This window comes from Photobacterium swingsii (assembly GCF_024346715.1).
Lineage (GTDB): Bacteria > Pseudomonadota > Gammaproteobacteria > Enterobacterales > Vibrionaceae > Photobacterium > Photobacterium swingsii.
This window is the reverse complement of sequence record NZ_AP024853.1, coordinates 1,069,149-1,088,336: the sequence shown is the minus strand read 5'-3', so window position 1 is coordinate 1,088,336 and position 19,188 is coordinate 1,069,149. Positions and strand designations below refer to the sequence as shown.

At 44.6% G+C, this 19,188-nt stretch carries 18 protein-coding genes; 15 read left to right on the top strand and 3 right to left on the bottom strand.

Going from position 1 to position 19,188, the window contains the following annotated elements; translation table 11 throughout:
• Nucleotides 1-15: 15 nt before the first annotated feature.
• Complete coding sequence (locus tag OCU77_RS22180) at nucleotides 16-1,035, bottom strand: hypothetical protein (RefSeq protein WP_048897485.1); 1,020 nt, start codon at nucleotides 1,033-1,035, stop codon at nucleotides 16-18.
• A gap of 735 nt (nucleotides 1,036-1,770) precedes the next feature.
• On the opposite strand from OCU77_RS22180, the gene OCU77_RS22175 reads away from it, so the two are divergent.
• The 3 genes from OCU77_RS22175 (at nucleotide 1,771) to OCU77_RS22165 (ending at nucleotide 4,417) form a co-directional block, all read left to right on the top strand.
• Nucleotides 1,771-2,979 carry a dicarboxylate/amino acid:cation symporter gene (locus OCU77_RS22175; RefSeq protein ID WP_048897486.1) on the top strand — a complete coding sequence of 403 codons (1,209 nt, stop codon included), beginning with the start codon at nucleotides 1,771-1,773 and terminating at the stop codon, nucleotides 2,977-2,979.
• A gap of 166 nt (nucleotides 2,980-3,145) precedes the next feature.
• On the top strand, nucleotides 3,146-3,520 hold the full coding sequence (locus OCU77_RS22170) for a hypothetical protein (protein ID WP_048897487.1): 375 nt from the start codon (nucleotides 3,146-3,148) through the stop codon (nucleotides 3,518-3,520).
• Nucleotides 3,521-3,673: 153 nt separating this feature from the next.
• Nucleotides 3,674-4,417, top strand: coding sequence for a DsbA family protein (locus OCU77_RS22165; protein ID WP_048897488.1), 744 nt, complete (start codon nucleotides 3,674-3,676; stop codon nucleotides 4,415-4,417).
• Between the two features lie 89 nt (nucleotides 4,418-4,506).
• On the opposite strand, the gene OCU77_RS22160 is transcribed toward OCU77_RS22165, so the two are convergent.
• Nucleotides 4,507-5,229 (bottom strand): oligogalacturonate-specific porin KdgM family protein, encoded by a 723-nt coding sequence (locus OCU77_RS22160; RefSeq protein ID WP_048897656.1) that lies wholly within the window; start codon nucleotides 5,227-5,229, stop codon nucleotides 4,507-4,509.
• Between the two features lie 49 nt (nucleotides 5,230-5,278).
• Entirely contained in the window at nucleotides 5,279-6,832 is a 1,554-nt protein-coding gene (locus OCU77_RS22155) for a sulfatase family protein (RefSeq protein ID WP_107302584.1), read from the bottom strand.
• Nucleotides 6,833-7,296: 464 nt separating this feature from the next.
• Between OCU77_RS22155 and agaR the strand changes: the two genes are divergently transcribed.
• From agaR to OCU77_RS22095, 12 genes are all read left to right on the top strand, one after another.
• Nucleotides 7,297-8,073, top strand: coding sequence for a transcriptional repressor AgaR (gene agaR, locus OCU77_RS22150; protein WP_048897489.1), 777 nt, complete (start codon nucleotides 7,297-7,299; stop codon nucleotides 8,071-8,073).
• A 49-nt stretch (nucleotides 8,074-8,122) separates the two neighbouring features.
• On the top strand, nucleotides 8,123-9,409 hold the full coding sequence (gene kbaZ / locus OCU77_RS22145; RefSeq protein ID WP_048897490.1) for a tagatose-bisphosphate aldolase subunit KbaZ: 1,287 nt from the start codon (nucleotides 8,123-8,125) through the stop codon (nucleotides 9,407-9,409).
• Between the two features lie 10 nt (nucleotides 9,410-9,419).
• Nucleotides 9,420-10,583: an SIS domain-containing protein gene (locus OCU77_RS22140; protein WP_048897491.1), complete on the top strand. Its 1,164-nt coding sequence runs from the start codon at nucleotides 9,420-9,422 to the stop codon at nucleotides 10,581-10,583.
• A gap of 15 nt (nucleotides 10,584-10,598) precedes the next feature.
• Nucleotides 10,599-11,099: a PTS N-acetylgalactosamine transporter subunit IIB gene (agaV, locus tag OCU77_RS22135; RefSeq protein ID WP_107302585.1), complete on the top strand. Its 501-nt coding sequence runs from the start codon at nucleotides 10,599-10,601 to the stop codon at nucleotides 11,097-11,099.
• 48 nt (nucleotides 11,100-11,147) lie between these two features.
• Nucleotides 11,148-11,918: a PTS N-acetylgalactosamine transporter subunit IIC gene (gene agaW / locus OCU77_RS22130; protein WP_048897492.1), complete on the top strand. Its 771-nt coding sequence runs from the start codon at nucleotides 11,148-11,150 to the stop codon at nucleotides 11,916-11,918.
• Entirely contained in the window at nucleotides 11,908-12,801 is an 894-nt protein-coding gene (locus OCU77_RS22125; protein ID WP_048897493.1) for a PTS system mannose/fructose/sorbose family transporter subunit IID, read from the top strand. The genes agaW and OCU77_RS22125 overlap by 11 nt, the downstream gene beginning before the upstream one ends.
• A 56-nt stretch (nucleotides 12,802-12,857) precedes the next feature.
• Nucleotides 12,858-13,301, top strand: a complete 444-nt coding sequence (agaF, locus tag OCU77_RS22120) for a PTS galactosamine/N-acetylgalactosamine transporter subunit IIA (protein ID WP_048897494.1) — start codon at nucleotides 12,858-12,860, stop codon at nucleotides 13,299-13,301.
• Between the two features lie 2 nt (nucleotides 13,302-13,303).
• On the top strand, nucleotides 13,304-14,473 hold the full coding sequence (gene nagA, locus OCU77_RS22115) for an N-acetylglucosamine-6-phosphate deacetylase (RefSeq protein ID WP_048897495.1): 1,170 nt from the start codon (nucleotides 13,304-13,306) through the stop codon (nucleotides 14,471-14,473).
• A gap of 57 nt (nucleotides 14,474-14,530) precedes the next feature.
• On the top strand, nucleotides 14,531-15,361 hold the full coding sequence (gene kduI, locus OCU77_RS22110) for a 5-dehydro-4-deoxy-D-glucuronate isomerase (RefSeq protein WP_094958079.1): 831 nt from the start codon (nucleotides 14,531-14,533) through the stop codon (nucleotides 15,359-15,361).
• Between the two features lie 85 nt (nucleotides 15,362-15,446).
• Nucleotides 15,447-16,202 carry a 2-dehydro-3-deoxy-D-gluconate 5-dehydrogenase KduD gene (gene kduD, locus OCU77_RS22105; RefSeq protein WP_048897496.1) on the top strand — a complete coding sequence of 252 codons (756 nt, stop codon included), beginning with the start codon at nucleotides 15,447-15,449 and terminating at the stop codon, nucleotides 16,200-16,202.
• A 35-nt stretch (nucleotides 16,203-16,237) separates the two neighbouring features.
• Nucleotides 16,238-17,287 (top strand): glycoside hydrolase family 88/105 protein, encoded by a 1,050-nt coding sequence (locus tag OCU77_RS22100; RefSeq protein ID WP_048897497.1) that lies wholly within the window; start codon nucleotides 16,238-16,240, stop codon nucleotides 17,285-17,287.
• Nucleotides 17,288-17,517: 230 nt separating this feature from the next.
• The gene (locus OCU77_RS22095) at nucleotides 17,518-19,128 is read left to right on the top strand and encodes a sulfatase-like hydrolase/transferase (RefSeq protein WP_261856006.1); all 1,611 of its coding nucleotides are present in this window, start codon (nucleotides 17,518-17,520) and stop codon (nucleotides 19,126-19,128) included.
• The last annotated feature ends 60 nt before the right edge of the window (nucleotides 19,129-19,188 follow it).

Sequence of the window (19,188 nt, the reverse complement as noted above, 5' to 3'; positions counted from 1 at the left end):
TGGTTTCACTGCGGCTTAAGGTGTCAAGCGGCGCGAATAGCGCACTAAATTTGCGTTGCCTTCGGTTGGAGCAAGTGTCCGTATGCCATCTTTACGCCACGTTTCTTTGAGTACCGCCCCTATGAAGGTGTAGAATTTCTCTAACTCTTCAACATCTTTGATGATGTACCAGTTTCCGCGTGTGACCGCAGCAAGGGGAAAGGCTCCCGGTTGAGCAACAGCGGCAATGAATTGCTTGTCCTCATTTTGGCTTATTTCATGGCTGATCATATGATCCATGAAGTTCACCTGTGCACCATGGCGAATTGGCAAGAAATCATTCAATGCATCGTCTTTATCAATACTGCTTTTAGAAATCCCTTTCGCTTTGATGCTGTTAATCAGTTGGCTTTTTCTTTGATCTGTGAGGCTTGTTGTTCGCTTTGAGTCTTCTTGTAAGATCTCATTATTGATGGCTTGAATAATTTGCCTTTCTTCGACTGAACCTTGTAATACTGTACGTGGGCGTCCACTGCGATGAGTAAGCATGTCGTGAGTATCATAGTCGCCTGTAAAAGCGGCAAGTGTGCCATCACGGTAGAGTTTTTGCTGAAGATCGACGGGATCTAAATTATTAGTGTCTATATCAACAATGCGGTACATCCGGCGTTCAGCATGTGGTTTATTGAGTTCAGCGGCACGCTCTTCTGCTGTTAAGGTGACATAGATCCCGGTGAGTCCTTGAGTATTATCCCAATGTCCGGTTAGCCCGAATAAATTAGCGGCTTTGAGTCGTGCCATCAAAGCTTCACGCATAGCTGCATTTCCCTCACCGGCATACGCTGGTGCTTTTGAAATCGAGCCTTCTTTGATCGATTTCTCAAGGATGTCATGCCCCTTCATTGGCGCGCCTTTGCCGATGCAATTGATTGAGTGCACGCCTGTTTCACGGAACGATACGGTAAAAAGCCCTTTTTTTGATGCTTGAGTTATTGGTTCAAAGTGATCGGGATGAACAAAGGTTTTGATTACTTCACGTTTGGTAGCTTTCTTCATATTAAACCTAATGGAGAATGTTTTAAAAAAACTTACGCTGACTAAATAATTTTTGAAATTTTATATAATAAAAGCTGTAGATATTAAGCATAGCTAATACTTGATTTATATCATAGGTGCATATTATTTATCTAGGATGAAGAATATACTTAATACACCAATATAATTGTTCTTTTTGGATGTATTAAGGCTAATTGGAATATATTATTCAGCATTTCCATGCTAATTCCTTATAGATGAAAAGGTTTATTTTTAGCTTCGTTAGGAAATGAATTTTTCTATTAAAACTTCATCATCAGACAGTGACTATAAATATAAGGATAGTTTGACTAGGAATGATAGCGTTTTTGTTGCCAATTAAACCACATTATTGACTGAAAAGTTATTAAACCAAGAGTCGAACTGAGGTCACAAAACGTCAGCCAATTACGTAAAATTGTCGTAACCATGTTGACAGTCACTTTCTTATGTTGGCTTCAGTTTATAATTATGTATGTATTTAGTAATTAAAACTGTTACTTAGCATAATATATAGCAAATCGTTCAGTTCTATACTGTGCTTTTCTTATAGTATGACTAAGTTGAATTTTGCTTGTAGTACATTGTTTGCACAAGGTTGCTATTCATTCGTCTATATGGCGTTTTTTAAGCTTGTTTTGCTTTTTATTGTTTATTTTATTTGATTCCATCGAATAGCGTGAATGCTTTTGTATATTGATAAAGAAGTTATACATTATGAAAAATAAAGGGAATGTTAAAAACGAATGGTCTTTGATCATTAAATTATTGATGGGGATTGTCTTAGGATCTGTTATCGGCTTATTGGCAACTGAGTCCGTAATGTCTGTCGTGGTATCGATTAAATACGTGCTAGGGCAATTTATCTTTTTTACTGTACCTTTGGTGATAATTGCTTTTATTGCCCCTGCGATTACCAAGTTAAAAAATAATGCTAATAAGATGCTAGGGATGGGTATCGGTATGGCATATTTATCTGCAGTTGGGGCTGCCAGTTTTGCTTATATCGCTGGTGTATTAATAATACCGCATCTTTCCGTGCCAAGCGTGATGGACAGTTTACATGAGCTTCCTAAAGCGAGTTTTAAACTTGCCATTCCTCCCGTCATGTCTGTGATGTCTGCTTTGGTGATTGCTATTTTACTCGGTATTACCACGCTTAAAACCAAGGCTGAAGTTTTTGAAAAAGCCTTGCACGAGTTTGAAAAGATGATGCTAATGGTGATTAAATCAGCGGTGATCCCTGTTTTACCCTTCTTTGTTGCGAGTACTTTTGCAGGTCTAGCGTATGAAGGTACCTTGACGCTGCAATTACCTGTGTTCTTAAAAATCGTGGTGCTGGCACTGATTGGTCACATGATTTGGTTAGCCGTGCTTTACACGCTAGCGGGTGCTGTTTCTGGTAAGAATCCGTGGGAGGTGCTCAAGCATTACGGCCCTGCTTATCTAACTGCTGTCGGTACTATGTCGAGTGCGGCAACTTTGCCTGTGGCATTAAACAGTGCTCGAAAATCGACAGTGCTGAGTAAAGAAACGGTTGATTTCATGGTACCGCTGGGTGGCACGATTCACCTATGTGGTTCGGTATTGACTGAAACGCTGTTTATTATGGTGATCTCACTGATGCTTTACGGTGCGATTCCATCGGTTGGCACTATGGCGCTATTCGTGTTGTTGTTTGGTATTTTCGCCATTGGCGCGCCTGGCGTACCGGGTGGGACAGTGATGGCATCGATGGGGATTGTGGTGGGGGTTATCGGTTTTGATCCCGCAGGGGTTGCACTGCTAATCGCAATTTTTGCATTGCAAGACAGCTTTGGTACTGCGTGTAATGTGACGGGTGATGGCGCCTTAACGTTAATGCTAGAAGGCGTGTTTAATAAAGAGGGCGAACTGACTGCCCAAGTTGAACGCTCAAACGCTTAAGCCGCGAACTGAAAGGTTAAAAAATATAGCATCATCTACGAGTAACCTTGTTGCTCACTAGGTGGTGCTTTTCTGTATTTTATTCGAATAAAGTTGGCATTCGATGGAACTATCAATAGAAGCATAAGTCCTAACTAATCTACTTTTGTAAACGAAAGATATATGCATGTTTGTTGCTAAGCGAAAACAGAATGAACTAACCAAGCTAACGCTCTTGTTAGTGTGGTGGGTTATTTGTGTCTGTTTAGCGAACAATATAGGTTTACTGAGTGCGTGTTCTGCAAAGTATAACAATACCCATCAAGCTGTTGAGCAGCTTAACCAAAGTGCAGATGATCATTACGCGAAATGTGATTTATCTGAACACTTAATCAATTTTGAACAGCTCCAAATTGCGCAATATGCTTTGGTTATGCTGTTTTTCGCCTTCGCGTTATGTCTTGGGCTGCTAGCTTCCTTTCATTCTCTCCCTCTATTTGCCGAGCCTATTCTGTATAAAGGAAGGCGTCTTCATCTCACATTGTGTGTCTTTAGAGAATGAGTTTAGCTTGTGTCACTACAAGTTAAAACGCTATCCGTGGGGTAGCCATGTATCAAATAAAGACAAAGCAACAGGTATAACACTATCTTGAGAGTGCTCACTCTAAGGGTTGGTTATCTGCCGTTGCTGTTTACGATTTAAGTTGGAAACGAGATGAAAAACCAAAACCAAACCCGAACTAAGATAACGCTCATTTTTACATTTATTTTGACTGTGACTTTTTCACCTTTGACATTTGCGAAGACACAGCAAGAGAAAATTGAAGATATTAACGCGATGCTACAGGCTAACCCTGAGATCATCGATGTGCTTTATGACAACCTGAATGCCTATTTTTCGCAAGAAGAGCAGTTTAAACAGGTGCTCAGGGATAATCATGACTATATCTACAATAATCCTGATTTACCGTCATTTGGTGCGAGTGATCCTAAGTTAACCATAGTGGTACTGACTGACTTTAGCTGTCCTTGGTGTAAAAAATTAGATCCAGTTGTAGAGCGGATCGTCAAAGAAAACCCTAACGATATTAAAGTGATTCATATTTTAGTTCCGCTGAAAGAGATGTCTTCCTCGGCAAACTCAACCACATTCGCGCTTAATGTATGGAAAAATGCCCGTGATAAGTTCGATGCCGTAAATAAAATGCTGATCAGTAAGCCTGGCTTGCATGATGCACGTTCTATCATGACAGTTGCGAAAGCGAATGGTGTTGAACAATATGTTGCAGAGAATGCAGAATCGACTGAGATGGCGAAGAAAAACTATCAGCTATTTAACGATCTTGGTGTGCGAGGAACACCAGCAATGCTAATTGACGATCAGTTGCTACCTGGGTATTTACCTTATGAACAGTTAGCGCCTATGGTCGAAAAGATGATAGCGGAAAAGTCGAAGTAATCGATCTAAGCATCATGACAATTATCTTTTAGTTAATATAAAGCCTCCGTCTGGAGGCTTTACACATAGCTAGATGAGCAATGTAGATATTACCATGTGTATTTAATACCCACACGGTAACGGATTTGTCTTTCATCGGTAGTGCGGCTTTGTTTCACTTGGCCCACTTCAACAAATGGACGCCAGTTTTCACCGTCTGCGGTCTTAATGGAGTACATCACGCGCGCATTGTGTAAGTAGTCGGTAGAGCCGTTATCAAATAGTGGTTGCGCGTTGTCAGACATCTCTTTCCAGAATTGGAACTCGTACTGGAAGTCCCAGTCACCCGTTTTATAACCTAGCCAAGTATCAAATTGTTGGATTTTTGAATGGTAGCTATTGCCGTCAGTACCTTGTTGACCGTAATCCCAGAATTTCCACTTATAACGGCCTTGGATACGGAAACCATTGTCGAACGCGTAGTTCAAACGTGCATACGGCACGTAGACAAGACCCGCAGAAGTAAAGTCGAGTGAGGTACCAACTAACCCAACGATGTTCTTATTCAGTTTCTTGTAATAGAAGGCTGAAAATTCTGAGCCATTCATGGTCATCGCATCGAAGGCGCCGTCATCATTTGAGTAACGTGCATCGAGTTCAAAACCAATGTTTTTACCTGTATCTAAAAACGCTTTAAAACGATCAGCATGTTTTTCTGAACCGTCTAAATATTGGTGGCGGTATTCAACCGTAGTTTTATAGTCGTTAGCCAGTGCTTGTGCTGATGATGCTGCTAATAAAGAGGCCAGCATAAATTTTGTTGTCGTGTTCATAATAACCTTATTGTTTAAGTTGGTATTTAAGTTGGTTGTAATTGCTAAATTAGGTGTAAGCATTCGCGGTATTGGCCGGTACTTCGGTCGGGCGCCAAGGATCACCGGTATGTTCAAGCCAAGGCATCAATTCCTCTTCGACTAATTGATGTACTAGGCTTTCGTTTTGCTCAGCGATATTTTGCATTTGATAGGGATCTTGCTGGTTGTCGTGCAGCACCACAGTCAGTGGCTTACCAATTTTTCTATCCATCATGAGGGTGTAGCGATCGGTTCTTACGCCACGGCGGCCATAGGATTGCCCACCGTATGGCATAAAGGTGTAGAACTGCGAGCTAGGTTTATCATCCCCTTCGATGCCATTGATGGTATTGGCAAAGTTGGCCCCTTCAACGGTATCTGGGATCAGATCAGGGATACCCATTAAGCCAAATAAGGTTGGGTAAATATCTGGTGCTGAGAATAAGAGATCATCTTGGCGTGGGGCGAGTTTGCCCGGCCAGCGGAACATCATAGGGATCCGCATAGACTCATCGTAATGGTTGTTTTTGGTTGGCATACCGTGTGAGCCAAGGCAGCAGCCATGATCCGAGAAGAAGACCACAAGGGTTTCCTCTTCAAGGCCTAAGCGGTCAAGCTCGTCGACAATACGGCCAAACTGCTCATCAACCCCATTCACCATCGCCATGTATTCTTTGAAATACTCAGGGCCGTAACCTTCAAGGTATTCCTTATCCCATTGCACATTTGGTCGGGTATTCAGCGCTCGTGAGGTTTTATCTTTATAACGATCTAAATATTTTTGCGGTACTTGATCGTACGGAGAGTGGGGTGGGTTCATCGACACCACTAACGTAAAGGGCTTATCGCTATCACGGTAGGCGCCGTTTTCATTGCGTAAATATTTAATCGCAATGTCAGCTTCATGTTCTGGACTCCATTGATTCACTTTTATCGGTTGATCGCGTGGTGTTTCATTGGTCCAGTACATAGGTGTTAGGTGTTTATCGTAAGTGCCATAGGCATACCAGAAGTCGAAACCATGGCGACGATCTGGGGCTGTCCAATCATTCCAGTAACGACCTTCCATTGGGTTGTTATAGCTTGGAATAAAGGGAGCTTCTGGCGTATCAAGGTGCCATTTTCCGATATAGCCCATGCTATAGCCTTGATCTTTCAAAATATCTGACCAAGTACGGGTCTGTTTCTTTAATTCAATTCCAAAATCTTTACCGCCAAATTTGCCTGGCATTGCGGTATGGCTGTTGCCTTGAATGCCGTTACGGTAAGGGTATTGCCCTGTCATCAGCATGCCACGGAAAGGGGTGCAAAGCGGGAAGTTAGATACTGCCTGACGCAGTACCACACTCTGTTTCGCAAAGCGGTTCAGGTGTGGCGTGTCAGACGGGTCTTGCTTCATAAAACCTAACGCGTGGGCACGCATTTCGTCAGGAAAGACGATCAGTAAATTGGGTTGTTTCTTTGGTGGTGCTTTGCTGTCACTAGCGGTGAGGGTACTGGGTGATGTGGCACACCCTGCCGTTGCCGCGACAGCACTGGTGGCTGCCATGCCTTTTAGTAGGCTACGTCGCGAAATAGACATATGGTCTCCTGAAAGTGAAACGTATTGGATGTTTAAAAACAAATGAAAGGTCTACTTTCTTTCATTAATCTTGTGTTTGGTTATTTTTATGACCTAGCGCAATCACGTGCTTGCGAATTGCTTCGGATCGTAAGTGATCGAAATTACAATGGCTGTGTATTCGATCACAAAAAAGTAAACGAAAGTTAATTCGTGCTTTTAGCGAAAGTTTTTATCTTTATATGTCACACAATTCATTAAAATTGAGAGCGATGTTGGTGGTTAGAGTTTGGCTTTAGGGTTGGCGAGGGTTATGATATGAACAAATGCGTAAGTCTACGCAAGAGTAAACGTAACAATGCGAAAGATTGTGAAAGAGATCAAAAGTTTTCATTTCTTGCGTTGTTGCTTTCGTTTTTAGGTGTAAGCTGTATTCGAAATCAAGCGAAAGAGATTTTGCTGGTTTCGTAAGGAGACAAGGTAAAGTGAAAAGTGCAGTCGAAAGGCGCATGGAAATTGTGAACGTGGTTAACCGTGATGGTAAAGCACGTGTCGAGGACCTTGCCGCACAGTTTGATGTCTCTAGTGTCACGATTCGAAGTGATCTTAGTTTTCTAGAAAAGAATGGTTATGTTGTCCGCTCTCATGGCGCAGCCATTCCGAATACTGGGGTGATTGCAGAGCTGACTGTTCATGAGAAACGCCGCCAAAATGCGGGTATTAAATCTCTGATTGGTCAGGCTGCAGCGAAACTTATCGAAAGTGGTGACACTGTTATTCTGGATTCGGGAACGACTACGCGAGAAATCGCATCCAGCTTGAAATCGCTGGAAGATGTAGTGGTTATGACCAATGGTCTGGATGTTGCAATGGAGTTGGCATCGGCACCTGGAGTAGAGGTTCTGATGTCGGGTGGTGTACTTCGTAAGAATGCACTCTCTTTTTCGGGCTCTCAAGCTGAACACAGTTTGAAAAATTATCGTTTTGATAAAGTTTTCCTCGGTGTGGACGGTTTTGATTTAAGAGCTGGTATCACGACACACAATGAGCAGGAAGCGAGTCTTAACCGCTTAATGTGTGAGATTTCTGAGCAAGTGATTGCGGTCGCCGATTCAAGTAAGTTCGGTAAGCGTAGTTGCCACATGATTCGTGAGTTCGGAAACATTGATATCTTAGTGACAGATTCTGATATTCCTGAAGACTACGTCCAAGGTCTTCGTGAAATGAAAGTTGATGTGATTATCGTAGAAAAAGAATACTAACCCACTAACTCCATAACAGCATCTCAGATGTGGATTGTGGAGTTAGTACATGAACACCCTTCAAAATCTCGTTCAACGTCATAAAGCGGGTGAACAAAACGGTATTTATGCTGTTTGTTCTGCTCACCCTCTGGTGATAGAAGCCGCTCTCAAGCAGGCGTTGAGCGACGATTCTTTATTATTAATTGAAGCTACCTCCAATCAGGTCGATCAATTTGGCGGTTACACAGGCATGACGCCTGTCGACTTTCGAAATTTCGTATTGGAGATGGCGGAATTACTTCAATTCCCTACTGAAAAACTTATTTTAGGTGGTGATCATCTAGGTCCAAATCGCTGGCAAGGCCTTAATGCCGATGAAGCTATGCGAAATGCGGATGACTTAATTGCGGCTTATGTCGCTGCTGGCTTTAAGAAAATTCACCTCGATTGCAGCATGTCTTGTCTTGATGATCCTGTGCCGCTTTCTGATGAAATTGTCGCTGAACGTGCAGCAAGATTGGCAAAAATTGCGGAAAGTACCGCGATCTCAAATTTCGGTGCTAGCGATCTTTCCTATGTGATTGGTACCGAAGTACCAGTACCGGGTGGGGCGGCAGAAGCGCTTAATGAGCTGGAAGTCACCTCTCCTGAAGCGGCAATTGAAACCATTGAATGCCACAAAGCTGCCTTTGACGCCGCAGGTGTTGCAGATTGTTGGTCACGGGTTATCGGTTTAGTGGTGCAACCTGGTGTTGAATTTGACCACACGGGTGTTATCGATTATTGCCCAGAGAAAGCCGTGTCTTTAAGTCGCGTAGTGAACAACTACCCACACTTAGTGTTTGAAGCACACTCTACCGATTATCAAACCGATAAAGCCTATCAGGCATTAGTTGAAGGCCATTTTGCGATTCTGAAAGTAGGCCCTGCTTTAACGTTTGCAATGCGAGAAGCGCTTTTCAACCTTTGTGATATTGAAGAAGAGATTGTCGCCAAAGCACATTGTTCCAACCTCCGCGAAATGATTGAGCAGCAGATGTGTAATGCGCCCGATTACTGGAACAAATACTACCACGGTGATGAACACCAACAGCGTTTTGCACGTTGCTACAGCTTCAGTGATCGCATTCGTTATTACTGGCCGAATGAACAAATTCATCACGCACAAGAAACATTGTTTGCCAACTTATCGCGCACTGGCATTCCACTTCCTCTATTAAGTCAGTATTTGCCTGAACAGTTTCAAGCGGTTCGTGCTGGACTGATTGAATCTGAGCCTAAAGCTTTGGTTCTCGACAAAATTCATCAGGTGCTTCGTAGCTATGCGAAAGCCTGTAAACAAATTAAAGGTTAAGAGGTACTACATGAACCAATATCTGGGCTACTCAGAGCAAGATCTTGAAAGCTTAAGTGCTTTCTGGACCGCTAAAGAAGTTGAGCAGCAACCTTCATGCTGGCGTAAAACGCAGGCGACGTTTAGTGAATGCCAGCCTGCGATCGAAGCCTTTATGGCAAAGGTATCTGCACATCAAAATTTACGTATTGTGATGACGGGCGCGGGAACATCAGCTTTTGCAGGGCGAGCGCTTGCACCAGCATTAGCAGAGAAAACTGGCCGTCGTGTTGAAGCCGTTGCCACAACCGATTTGGTTTCCAATCCATACCAGTATTTTGCTGAAGACCTACCAACATTATTGGTGTCATTTGCTCGCTCAGGTAATAGCCCTGAAAGTGTTGCTGCGGTTGAGTTAGCGAACCAATGCCTGACGCATTGCTACCACCTTGTGCTGACCTGTAATGCCGAGGGGCTGCTATATAAAAATAGCGCTAACGATAGCCGCAGTTTCGCATTACTGATGCCTGAAGAAACCAATGACAAATCGTTTGCGATGACCTCCAGCTTTTCCTCAATGATGGTAGCTGCATTTTCGATTCTTGATGGGAAATGTGATCATTCGAAAGAGATTGAAAGGTTATCCTTATGTTCTGAGGAGCTGATCAAGGAAATTAATATACCTATCAGTAATATGGCAAAGCTAGATATTAGCCGCGTCATTTACCTAGGAAGTGGTGGTTTGCAAGGGTTAGCGCAGGAATCTGCTTTAAAGCTTCTTGAGCTGACAGCGGGCAAAGTTGTAGCTGCATATGACTCACCGCTGGGTTTTCGTCATGGGCCTAAATCCATTGTTGATAACGAAACGTTGATAGTTGTGTATATCTCAAACAATCCATACACCCGTCAATATGACCTTGATCTGTTAAGCGAATTACGTCGCGACAAGATTGCTCGTAAAGTCATTGCTATTACTGCTCAGCTAGATGACCAAGTCACCAATGGTGATTACTGGCATGTCCCTACCATGGAAGCCGCGACTGATATCGAGCTCTTATTTCCATACATTATTTTTGCTCAGATTTATGCATTTCATCGTGCTATAGCGCTGGGTAACACGCCTGATAATCCTTGCCCTACCGGTGAAGTAAACCGCGTTGTTCAAGGTGTCACTATTCATAACTTTAATAAGTAGACAGGAAGAACTCTTATGACTGCACCTAACATTGTTTGGACCCGAATCGACGAGCGTCTATTGCATGGCCAAATTCGCATCACTTGGGGTAAGCATACCGAAGCAAACTTAATCCTTGTTGCTAATGATGATGCTGCTGAAGGGCCAAACGCCGCCTTTATGCAAGCGGGTATGAAAGCTTCAGCCGGTGGTGAGTATGCCGTTCGTTTTTTCTCTATCCAAAAAACCATTGATGTGATCCACAAGGCGTCAGAGAAACAGAAGATCTTCATCTTATGTAATAACCCTACAGATGTTGCTCGCTTGGTTGAAGGTGGTGTGCCACTGACACATTGCAATGTTGGCAATATGCATTTTCATGAGGGTAAACGCCAGATCGCTAAGACTGTCTCGGTTGATGAAAAAGATATTAATGCTTTTGAACGTATGGTGGAACGCGGTGTGACTTGTACTGTGCAAAACACGCCGGATCAAAACCCTGTCAACGTTCTTGAACTTGCCATGACGTCGGCGTAAGCCGCGTCATACCTCACTATAAACAGAGATTTAAACAAGGAATAAATCATGTTTTTTGAAGCTACGCTGGTCGCAATATGGGCGTTCTTCTGTGGTATCGATAAATACGATGTCGCGTTGAACATCCACCGTCCGCTCATTACAGGTCCTGTTGTTGGTCTGATTATGGGTGATATGCAAATTGGTCTGATTGCTGGTGCAACCTTGGAACTGGCATGGTTAGGCTTAGTGCCTAACGCTGGTGCACAGCCGCCAGATGTGACCATGGGTACGATTGCTGCTGTTGCTTTTGCCGTGATGACAGGCCAATCAGCAGAAGTAGCAATGGGTGTAGGTATGCCGATTGCCGTCATGATGCAAATGTTAGTCATTGGTTTCTTCGCACTAACATCATTCACCATGGGTAAAGCGGACAAATTTGCTGAATCAGGAGACTCTGGCGGTATAGACAGACTACTGATCACCACCATCTCGTTACGTTCTTTACTGTACGCCTTAGTTGCTTTCATCACTGTGTACTTTGGTGAACACGCTGCAAGCTGGATTGATGAAAACGCGCCGAAAGTATTACTAGAAGGCCTAGGCATTGGTGCCAAGATGGTTCCAGCAATCGGTTTTGCAATGTTACTGAAAATCATGTGGTCAAAAGAAGTGGCGGGTGTGTTCTTCATCGGCTTCGTAATGACAACATACCTCAAGTTACCAATTATGGCTGTAGCAATTCTAGGTGCGTCAGCAGCCGCGCTTTACTACTTCTTCAGTGGAAATAATGGAAGTTCAAACAACCAACAAGTAGAGGAATTTGAAGATGGCATCTGATATCACAGCAGGCACTTTAGCCGGTAAAAACACCAAGGTTCATGAAAGTCTGGTTGATGATATTGATTCATACGAAGACACCACACCACGTAAAGTGATTTCGAAAAAAGATCTTTGGATCTGTGCGCTACGTGGTCTGTTCATGGAAGGTAACTTTAACTTTGAGCGGATGCAGGCAGGTGGTTTTGCTTACTCCATCATCCCAGCACTGAAGAAAATCCACGGTGATAATAAACGCGATTTTGCGAAATCATTAAAGAACCATCTGCAGTTCTTTAATGCCAGCCCTAAGTTGTTCACTTTCTTGCTAGGCACAGCCATCGCAATGGAAGAGAACAAAGAAAAACCATCCACCGTTAACGTGATGAAAGTTGCGGGTATGGGACCAACAGGCGGTATCGGTGATGCGATTGACCACATGACCTTGATGCCATTGACTTTGGCACTGGGTGCGTCGATTGCGATGGAAGGGTCGATTGCGGGTCCATTCGTGTTCTTCTTCTTGTACCAGATTGTTCACTTTGCTGTGTACTTCGGTTTGATGTTCATGGGTTACAGAGCGGGTACTGCCGCCATGGTGAACATGAGTGATGCCACCGAGAAGCTCGCCAAAGCCGCCAATATCATGGGTATCTTTGTTATCGGGGCGCTATCGGCCACCTTTATTCGGGTCCAGACCACGGCCTCACTCGAATTAGGGGGCAAGGTTGTTGAACTACAAAGTGCCTTATTTGACAAGATCATGCCGAACATTCTGCCACTGGCATTGGTGTTCTTTATGCTCAAGATGGTGAAGGGCACGGGCTTTTGGGCTAAACCGCCAGTGTTGATTTTCTCAACCCTTGCAGCTGGTGTTGTCGGTCACTTCCTCGGCATTTTGTAAGCCATACGTTTCAATAGCTTGGGGGGATAAGTTCCCCCCTAATCAAGGATTTTAAGATGATTGGTATTGTTGTTTCAGGCCACATTAACTTCGCATCTGGGATGCAGTCGGCAGTAAAAGCGATTGCAGGTGAGCAAGAGCAAATGGCGTTTATCGACTTTGTAGAATCAATGTCGACAGAGCAACTTGAAGCGGATCTTCGTCAAGCGGCACAAGATGTGGATTCGGGTGAAGGGGTACTGTTTTTAACCGATATTCCAGGTGGTTCACCGTGTAACCGTGCGCTGGCGATTTTGATGGATCAGCCAAACGTTGAGCTTATAGGCGGTGCGAATTTACCTATGATCGCTAATGCCGCTTTTGAACGTGAAGACGTGACATTGCCGGTGCTGGTGGAATTATTACTCGAGATTGGTACTTCGTGTATGCAAGACATGCGTAAAGAAGTCGAAGCGCTGATGCAACCTGAGCCCGTTGTTGAATGTGAAGATGGGTTATAACCATGCGCTACGCTTTACACGCCGATCGGGTGTTTACACAGCAAGGTATTGCGACGGATACCCTCGTCATTATTGCTGATGGAAAAATCGAAGCACTGACGGCAGAGACCCCAACCGATTGCCCTGTTATTCGCCTTGAAGGGCAATCTTTAATGCCGGGCTTTGTGGATATTCATATTCATGGTCGTGACGGCGCCGATGTGATGGATGCAACCGATAACGCATTGCAAACCATCGCCAATGCGTTGCCACAAACGGGTGTTGTTGCTTGGGTCGGTACCACAGTGACAGCACCTTGGACCGATATTCTAAATGCTTTAGAGCAGGTTCGTCGTTTCACTTCAAGGGTTCAGCACCAAGGTGCAGAGCTACTGGGCAGCTTTTTAGAGGGCCCGTATTTCACCGAACCTCATCGCGGATCGCACCCAACGGCGTATTTAAAATCGCCATCATTGTCTGAGCTCGAACAGTTGCATCAAAGCGCAGGGGAGTCGCTACTTCGCGTGGCAGTTGCACCTGAAGCGAAAGGGGCAATGGAAGCGATCAGTTGGCTGACCGAGCGTGAAATCAAATCGTCAGTGGCACACACAGATGCCACCTTTGAGCAAGTCACAGAAGCTTATCACCGTGGCGCCGATTGCGGGGTTCATCTTTTCAACGGTATGCGAGGGCTACATCACCGCGAACCGGGATGCTGTGGCGCGGTACTTTACCACGACATGCTCGCTGAATTGATTGCTGATGGTATTCACGTTAACCCAGTCATGATGCAACTCGCCTACCGAATGAAAGGGTATCAGGGCATTGCCTTAATCACAGATTGTATGCGTGCGGGGGGCTTAGCCGATGGTGAATACTTACTGGGCGCACAAACCATTACTGTCACTGATGGCGCAGCACGCACTAAGTGTGGTTCGCTCGCAGGTAGCACTTGTAGCTTAGATCAAGCGCTGCGAAACATGGTGTTTAACAGCCATGTACCTGAATGGGAAGCGGTGCAAATGGCATCGTATGTTCCTGCCAATTATCTTGGGCTTGCCCACCGCCTTGGCAGTATTGCCGAAGGCATGGATGCCAGCCTGATTGTTATGAATGAAGCATTACAGGTGCAAGGGACCTTACTAAAAGGTGAATGGGCCTACCAAGCCGCTGCGATGAAAAGCGGTAACTAAAAGCCACGACGACATAACGTTGTGTACCTTGCCAAACAAATGAATAAGAGGTTTAACATGGAAATTCGTCAACCAATTCATAGCGAACACGCTAAACAACTCGACACAGCAGGGCTTCGTGAGCAGTTCCTGATCGAAAATATGTTTCAAGAAGGTCAACTGAACCTGACTTATAGTCACATTGACCGCATTATTGTTGGCGGTGCCGTACCGACTGACGAAGCATTAATGCTTGAGGGCGGTAAAGAAATCGGTGTTGATTACTTCCTAGAGCGTCGCGAACTGGGTGCGATCAATATCGGTGAGCCTGGTTTAGTCATTGTGGATGGCAAAACCTATGAGATTGGCACACGTGAAGCCATTTATGTGGGCAAAGGGGCTAAAGAGGTTAAATTTGAAAGTGTCTCGGCTCAACAGCCTGCTCGTTTCTACGTGAACAGCGCGCCAGCCCACATGACGTACCCAACCCGTAAAATCACTCGTGAAGATGCCTCGCCAGAAACCCTAGGTAGCCAAGAAAACTGTAACGTTCGTACCATCAATAAGTACCTGCATCCTGCGGTTCTGCCGACTTGCCAGCTATTAATGGGGTTGACGGAGCTAGCACCGGGTAGCCTTTGGAATACTATGCCGTGCCATACCCACGAACGCCGTATGGAAGTGTACCTGTACTTCAACATGAAAGATGACAATATCGTTTTCCACTACATGGGTGAGCCACAAGAAACCCGCCACATTGTGATGCGTAACGAACAAGCGGTGATCAGCCCTAGTTGGTCAATTCACTCAGGCGTTGGCACAGCGGCTTACACCTTTATTTGGAGCATGGTGGGAGAGAACCAAACCTTCCATGACATGGACCACGTCGCAATGAGTGATCTGAAGTAACACACTCTCTCAATTAGCGGTATAGCGAAGAGTCATTGGCTTTTTATTGCTTGCTATACCGCCCAGCTTAAATTAGGAATTCCAAATGAACATGTTTGATCTTTCAGGCAAAGTTGCCATCGTTACTGGCTGTAACACGGGTCTTGGTCAGGGTATGGCGTTAGGGCTGGCGAAAGCGGGCGCAAATATTGTGGGCATTGGCCACCAAGCAGCCCCAGAAACTCAGCAGCAAGTGGAAGCACTGGGTCGTAAGTTCCACTACATTACGGCTAACCTAATGGAACAAGATAAGCTTGAAGCCATTGTTGCTGAAGCCGTTGAGGTGATGGGGCAGGTTGATATTTTGATTAACAATGCAGGCATCATTCGCCGTGAAGATCTGCTGAAATTCTCAGAATCCGACTGGGATGATGTGATCAACATTAACCAGAAAACCTTGTTCTTCTTATCGCAATCTGTTGCCAAGCAATTTGTTAAGCAGGGTAATGGCGGCAAGATCATCAATATCGCTTCAATGTTGTCTTACCAAGGCGGTATCCGCGTTCCTTCTTATACTGCGAGTAAGTCAGCGGTGATGGGCTTAACCCGCGCCTTGGCGACTGAACTTGCCGAGCACAACATCAATGTGAATGCGATTGCGCCGGGCTACATGGCAACCGACAACACTGCAGCTCTGCGTGCGGATGAAGCGCGTAATGCAGCAATTTTAGAGCGTATTCCTGCGAATCGTTGGGGCTTGCCAGCAGACTTAGAAGGCCCTGCGGTATTCCTTGCTTCTTCTGCGAGCGATTATATAAACGGCTACACCATTGCAGTTGATGGTGGTTGGTTGGCGCGTTAAGCAAGCAAGCAGGCGAAAGAAAAGGGAGAAGCAAGATGACGTTAGGCACTAAACAAGCCATTCTCGATACCATGAAGCGGGTATATCGTTACCAAGCGGCCAATCAAACTCGCAGCGTGATCCGTCGTAGTGGCAAAACCCGTTTTATTAAAGATACCGATTGGGAACGAGGTGTGTTTTGGTCTTGTACCTCAGCAGCATGGCTAGCAACAGATGACTCTGAATACCTTGATGGCGTGATGAATTATGCGCTGCACACAGGTTTCCGCGCGGGTCCCAATGCCCGCTTTGCCGATGATCACATCTGCTGTCAGGCATACCTAGATGTTTACCCTGTGGTGAATCAAGTTGAAGCCCTTGAGCCGACGATCAAAGCGTTGGATCTGATGGTTGAGAACCCAGAGCTCGGACGTAAAGATTGGTGGTGGTGTGATTCATTATTTATGGCGCCGCCAGCCTTTGCCGCCTTGTCGCAGCAAACCGGTGACAGTAAATACCTTGATTACATGAACACCGCTTACTGGGATTCGGTTGATCATTTGTTTGATCCAGAAACAGGTTTGTTCTACCGCGATCATCGCTACATTCCAGACGGCAGTGGCAATGAACTACGCGAAGCAAATGGCAATAAAGTGTTCTGGAGCCGAGGTATCGGTTGGGTATTAGCCTCTGTACCGCGCTTATTGGCACGCATGCCAGAAGACTATAGCGAACGTGGTCGCTACCTTGAGCTTTTTAATAATCTTGCGGCTGAGGTAGTGAAATACCAACAAGATGATGGTTTTTGGCGAACCAGTTTACTTGACCCTGAAAGTTTCCCTGCACCTGAAAGCAGTGCCACTGCGCTGTTTTGTTATGGCTTAGCATGGGGGATTAATACCGAGCAACTAGATCGTGATACTTACCTTCCAGTGGTTGAAAAAGCATGGGCCGCTTTGCAGGGCTGTATTCACGACAACGGTATGATGGGCTGGGTACAACTCCCAGCCTTTAATCCGCGAGATGTGAAGTTTGAGCACAATATCGATTATGGCGCTGGGGCATTTATGCTCGCGGCGACAGAAGTTGCAAAGCTTGCCGAGTAATTAATTTGTATTTGATTAAAGCTGAGTCGTTATGACTCGGCTTTTTTTATATTTAAATATTGGAGAAGGAGATAACGACTGACAATTTATAAGGAGAGTTACCATAAATATTTAGCCATTAATAAACATATTAAATATAAGCGTCGTTATTTCTTTTACTCAGAGTTAAGCGCTGTAACGATTGCTTGTGGCTGAAATTTAACCCTGTATGTATTTATATTTAAGGATAAATGATGTCTATAACACGAAGACGGTTTATGAAAGGTGCAGCGGTAAGCGGTGCGTTGGCAGCCACTTCACCAGTGCAAGCTTTTTCACAATCAAACCAACCTGTTGCGTTAAATACCCCGACTAACCCCAAGAACATCCTCATTATTACAGCAGATCAATTAGCCAAAAAGGCGGTGGCAGGCTACGGTAATACGTTTGTAAAGACTCCTGCTATAGATAGCTTAATCCGACGTGGTCACCGCTTTGAAGAGGCCTATTGTGCTTTTCCTCTTTGTGCTCCGTCTCGGGCTTCATTTTGGACAGGAAAACTCCCACATCAAACAGGCGTATACGCAAATAGTAGCCCTAATATTCCACAATCGATGCCGACATTAGGTCAGATATTTACTCAAGCTGGTTACGAATGCGTTCACTTTGGCAAGCAGCATGATTATGGTTCATTAGATGGCTTTAAACGAGCACAGCAAGTTGAAAAAGAGTTAGCGTCGAATAGTGCTTTCCCTGTCAATTACGATAGTCGAGAGGATGTTTATTGCCTTGAAGAAAGTGCGAAGTATTTAAAGCAGTATGACGGTAAAAAGCCATTTATGATGGCAGTAGAGTTTAATAATCCCCATAACATTTGTGGTTGGGTTGGTGCTTTTGAAGGCGAGCATGGAGAGGTAGAGGGGATAGGTGAGTTACCGCCATTACCCGATAACTTCGACACTGAAGCGGATTTAATGACACGATCTAAATCTGTGCAATATTCGTGCTGTACTCATAATCGAACAAGACAATCAACACAATGGAATGCACTTAACTTTAGGCAGTATTTAAAGGCTTATTATCATTACACCCAGTTGGCTGATGAGTGTATTGAACAAGTATTAGAGACTTTGCGTCAGCGAGGGCTTGAAGACGAAACATTAGTCGTATTTTTTTCTGATCATGGTGACTCAATGGGAGCGCATCGTTTAGTGACGAAAATGAATTGGTTTTATCAAGAAACCACAAATGTACCTCTCGTCTTTTCAGGTCCAGGTATTACTGCGCGTCAAACTCATAATGAGTTGGTTTCCTTGTGTGATTTATTGCCAACATTATGTGATTACGTTGGAATAGCGCCGCCAGCCCAGCTTTATGGCCGCTCACTGTTGCCGCTGTTACGTGGAGAAAAGGTCGAAAATTGGCGTCAAGAAGTGGTATCTCAGTGGCATACCAATCGGGAAATGACCATTCAACCGGGCAGAATGATGCGCACGGAACGATACAAGTACATCGTGTATCAAGAAGATAATGACGAAGAACTCTATGATTTATTGACGGATCCCGGTGAAAAGAAAAACTTGAGCAAGATGAGTGAGTTCTATCCACTGTTAACGCAAATGCGAGCTCAGTTTAAATCCTATTTGGCAGAGCAAGTGGATCCATTTCTCACTCAAGAAGCTGTTATTGATCAACGTTGGCGAGCTCATCCAGTTGGTTATAAACACCATAAAGGTGATTCATCAATTGATCTTTATCTACGTAATATTCGGCCGTTAGAGAAGCAGCAAGATTATGCGGCAGTTGAAAAAGCGAAAAGAGAGGTTATCGCCAAGGCGAGAGCGTCCACTTGTAAAGTGTGAGGCTAGCTTCGATCCTAATAAATAGAACCAGCAGCTGTAATAAGCTGCTGGTTTTTTCTT